This is a genomic window from Humidesulfovibrio sp. (genome assembly GCF_035560995.1).
Taxonomy (GTDB): Bacteria; Desulfobacterota; Desulfovibrionia; order Desulfovibrionales; family Desulfovibrionaceae; genus Humidesulfovibrio.
This window is the reverse complement of the sequence record NZ_DATMYK010000249.1, coordinates 1-3,996: the sequence shown is the minus strand read 5'-3', so window position 1 is coordinate 3,996 and position 3,996 is coordinate 1. Positions and strand designations below refer to the sequence as shown.

Annotated in this window: 3 protein-coding genes and 1 pseudogene; all 4 read left to right on the top strand. The window is 67.4% G+C overall.

What is annotated here, in order from left to right; genetic code table 11:
* Positions 1-830, top strand: a pseudogene (locus VN419_RS09735) (hypothetical protein); the annotation flags it as partial.
* Positions 831-834: 4 nt separating this feature from the next.
* The gene (locus VN419_RS09730) at positions 835-1,083 is read left to right on the top strand and encodes a hypothetical protein (protein WP_325646952.1); all 249 of its coding nucleotides are present in this window, start codon (positions 835-837) and stop codon (positions 1,081-1,083) included.
* A 42-nt stretch (positions 1,084-1,125) separates the two neighbouring features.
* Entirely contained in the window at positions 1,126-3,048 is a 1,923-nt protein-coding gene (locus tag VN419_RS09725; RefSeq protein WP_325646950.1) for an aconitate hydratase, read from the top strand.
* Between the two features lie 70 nt (positions 3,049-3,118).
* Positions 3,119-3,996: SurA N-terminal domain-containing protein (locus tag VN419_RS09720; protein WP_325646948.1), on the top strand; the 878-nt coding region annotated here is incomplete at its 3' end.

The following is a 3,996-nucleotide window of genomic DNA, read 5'->3' as shown; positions in this document are numbered from 1 at the left end:
CCATCTCCGCCTGGAGCTACCCCGAGGGCCTGCGCATCGGCCTTTCCACCGACGCCCGCGCGGCCGAGGCCCAGGCCGCCGCGCTGGACGAAGCCGTGAGCGTGCTGAACCTCTGCCAGGTCAAAGCCCTGCGCAAAGGTGACGAATATGTCATTCCGGCCGCTGCGCCGAAGCTGCCCAAGGCCCCGGCCCTGCCCATGGACCCGGCCCTGGCCGCCTATGTGCTGGCCGTGCCCGCCATGGCGGGCGGCTTTGCCCGCCTTTCCGGCGAGCTGACCCTGGCCGCCCCGGTGCTGGCGGACTTCAAGGCCCTGGGCCTGGCCCCGGCCTTCGAGGGCGGCGCGGCCATCTGCCGCAGCGCGCCCCTGAACGCGGGGCAGAGCCTCGGCATGGGGCGCGATCCTCGCTACGTGGCCCTGGCCATCGCCCTGGCCCTCAAGGCGGGCGGCGCCACCGTGGCCCTGCCCAGCGGTCTGGCCGGAACGGCCTGCCGCGCCTGGGCCATGGACCTGCTGGACCGCCTCGGCGCCGCCTTCAGCTCCACGGACGAGCCCGGCGACGACACCCTGGTCATCACCAGCGGGCCGCAGTCCGTGTGGGAGAATGTGTGGACCGCACCGGACGCCTGGTGCTCCATGGGCCTGGCGCTCATCTCCTTCATCCGCCCCGGCATCGCGCTGGACAACCCCGGCGGCCTGGCCGCCCTGTGGCCCCGCTTCTGGGCCCTGTTCAACTCCCTGCCCATTGCGCGCGACCCCGCGCCCGCGCCCAAGGAGCCTGAAAAGCATGACGCAAAGCCCAAAAACCGCAGAGTCAGAGTCTCGGGTTGAGGCCATGGCCCGCTGTGAGGCGGAGCTGGCCCAGTTCACCCAGGAGCGCGACGACTGCGTGAAGCGCTGTCGCGAGCTCCTCGCGGCGGAGGACCCCGCCGCCGGGGTCTTCCACGCCGCCGAGATTTTCCGCCTGCAGCAGAACAAGCTGCGCCTGGAGGTGGAGATGGAGTTCCGGCGCAAGAAGATCAACCGCATCCGGCTGGGATATGACGAAGTCGGCGTGGACAGCGCCGGCGGCCTCGTTTTCTAGCCAGAGAAAGAAATTCCAAGGAAGCAAAGGAGCATCCCGCAGATGGCCAAAGCACGCAACCTCACTCAGAAGATCATCGCCCAGCATCTCGTTTCCGGCAAAATGACCCCCGGAGCCGAGATCGGCCTGCGCATCGACCAGACCCTGACGCAGGACGCCACGGGCACCATGGCCTATCTCCAGTTCGAGGCCATCGGCATCCCGCGCGTGCGCACCGAACTCTCCGTGAGCTACGTGGACCACAACACGCTCCAGACCGGCTTCCGCAACCCGGACGACCACCGCTACCTGCGCACCATCGCCGAGAAGTACGGCATCGTGTTCTCTCCCGCCGGCACGGGCATCTGCCACCAGCTGCACCTGGAGAACTTCGCCAAGCCCGGCAAGACCCTCATCGGTTCCGACTCGCACACGCCCACCGCGGGCGGCGTGGGCGCGCTGGCCATCGGCGCGGGCGGCCTGTCCGTCGCGCTGGCCATGGCGGGCGAGGCCTACATGCTGCCCATGCCCAAGGTGGTGCGCGTGAACCTGACCGGCGCCCTCACCGGCTGGGCCAGCGCCAAGGACGTCATCCTGCACCTGTTGGGCAAGCTCTCCGTCAAGGGCGGCGTGGGCAAGGTGATGGAGTTCACCGGCCCGGGCGTGGCCACCCTGACCGTGCCGGAGCGCGCCACCATCACCAACATGGGCGCGGAGCTGGGCGCAACCACCAGCATCTTCCCCAGCGACGGCCAGACCAAGAAGTTCCTGTCGCGTATGGGCCGGCCCGAGGACTTCGTCGCCCTGGCGGCCGATCCCAAGGCCACCTACGACGAAGAGGTCGAGATCGACCTCTCCGCGCTCGAGCCCCTCGCCGCCGCCCCGCACATGCCCGACCGCATGGTGCGCATCAAGGACCTGGCGGGCATGCAGGTGGACCAGGCGGCCATCGGCTCCTGCACCAACTCCTCCTACACGGATCTCAAGGCCACGGCCGAGATCCTCAAGGGCAAGCGCATCAACCCGGCCACCGATCTTCTGATCGCCCCGGGCTCCAAGCAGGTGCTGAAGCTTCTGACCGCCGAAGGACTGCTCGACCCGCTGCTGGACGCTGGCGCGCGCATCCTCGAATGCGCCTGCGGCCCCTGCATCGGCATCGGCGGTTCGCCGGTCTCCAAGGGCGTGTGTGCGCGCACCTTCAACCGCAATTTCGAGGGCCGCAGCGGCACCCAGGACGCCCAGGTGTACCTGGTGAGCCCGCAGACCGCGGCTATGGCCGCCCTGAACGGCAAGTTCACCGATCCCGCCACCTGGGGCACCCCGCCCAAGAAGGCCGAACTGCCCAAGCGCGTGCCGAGCATCCGCCAGCTCTTCGTGTTCCCCCCGCAGGACGGCAAGGACGTGGAGATCCTGCGCGGGCCGAACATCGTGGCCCTGGAGCGCTTCAGCGGCTTCGAGGGCAAGCTTGAGGGCACAATCGCCCTCAAGGTGGGCGACAACATCACCACCGATCACATCATGCCCGCGGGCGCGGCCATCATGGCCCTGCGTTCCAACATTCCGGCCATTTCCGAGCATGTGTTCACCAAGGTGGACCCCGGCTTCGTGGCCCGCATCCGCTCCCTCGGCGGCGGCTTCATCCTGGGCGGTGAGAACTACGGCCAGGGCTCCAGCCGCGAGCACGCCGCGCTGGCCCCGCGCCACCTGGGCGTGCGCGCCGTCATCGTGAAGTCCCTGGCGCGCATCCACCGCGCCAACCTGGTGAACTTCGGCATCCTGCCGCTCTTGCTCGTGAACAAGGACGACTACGAAACCCTGGCCGAAGGGGCCGCGCTCACCATTCCCGCCGGAAGCCTGAAGCCCGGCAAGCCCATCGACATCCTGGTCGAGGGCGGGGCCAAGGTCGCGGTGACAAATGATTTGACGGCCAAGGAACTGGAGATTATCCAATCGGGCGGACTGCTCAACACCGTCCGCCTTTCCTGATCCCCCGTAGGGCATCGGGAATTTTCCGCGCCGCACGCAAGCAAACAGTCCGCAAAGCATCGGAGACAGCATGCTCGAAAGGTTACGCCAAAACGCCGGAAGCTTGGGAATCAAGATCGCCTTTGGCATCATCATACTTGTTTTCATATTCTCCTTCGGCATGGGCAGCTTCTCGGACCGCAAGGAACCGGTGGTCGCCTATGTCGGCGAGGAAGCCATCAGCGCCCGCGAGTTCCAGAAGGCCTATGAGGATTCCGTCACGGCCATGCGCCGCCAGAATCCCGGCGCCAGCGCCGAGGAGCTGAACACGCCGCAGTTCAAGCAGGCCATCCTCACCCAGTTGGTGGATACCAAGCTGCTTCTGAACGCCGCCAAGAAAATGGGGATCACCGTGTCCCCGGCGGAACTGCGCGCCGTCATCAGCAGCATTCCGGCCTTCCAGGGCGCTTCCGGCGGATTCGACGCCGCCATCTACAAGAACGCCCTGGCCCAGAACCACACCAGCCCCAAGCGCTTCGAGGAAGACCTCCAGAACAGCCAGGTGATCCAGAAGATGCAGGGCTTCTCCGCCGTGGCCGCCCTGGTCACCGAGCCCGAGGCCAAGGGCCTGTTCCAGTGGGCGCGCGAGACCGTGCGCATCGATACCCTGAGCTTCCCCGTGAAGGGTTTTGCCGACCAGGTGAAGCCCACTGATGAGCAGCTTGCCGCCTACTACGAGTCCGCCAAGGACCGCTTCAAGGAGCCTGCGCGCGTGCGCCTGGAGTTCCTGCCCATCACCGTGGCCGATCTGGCCGCCGCGCAGAAGATCAGCGATGAGGAAGTGAAAAAGCAGTACGAGGCCGGCGCCGATGCCTTCAAGCATCCCGCCCAGATGCGCGCCCGGCACATCCTGTTGCTGGTGCCTGCGGGCGCTCCGCAGGCGGCCGCGGACAAGGCCCTGGCCGACAT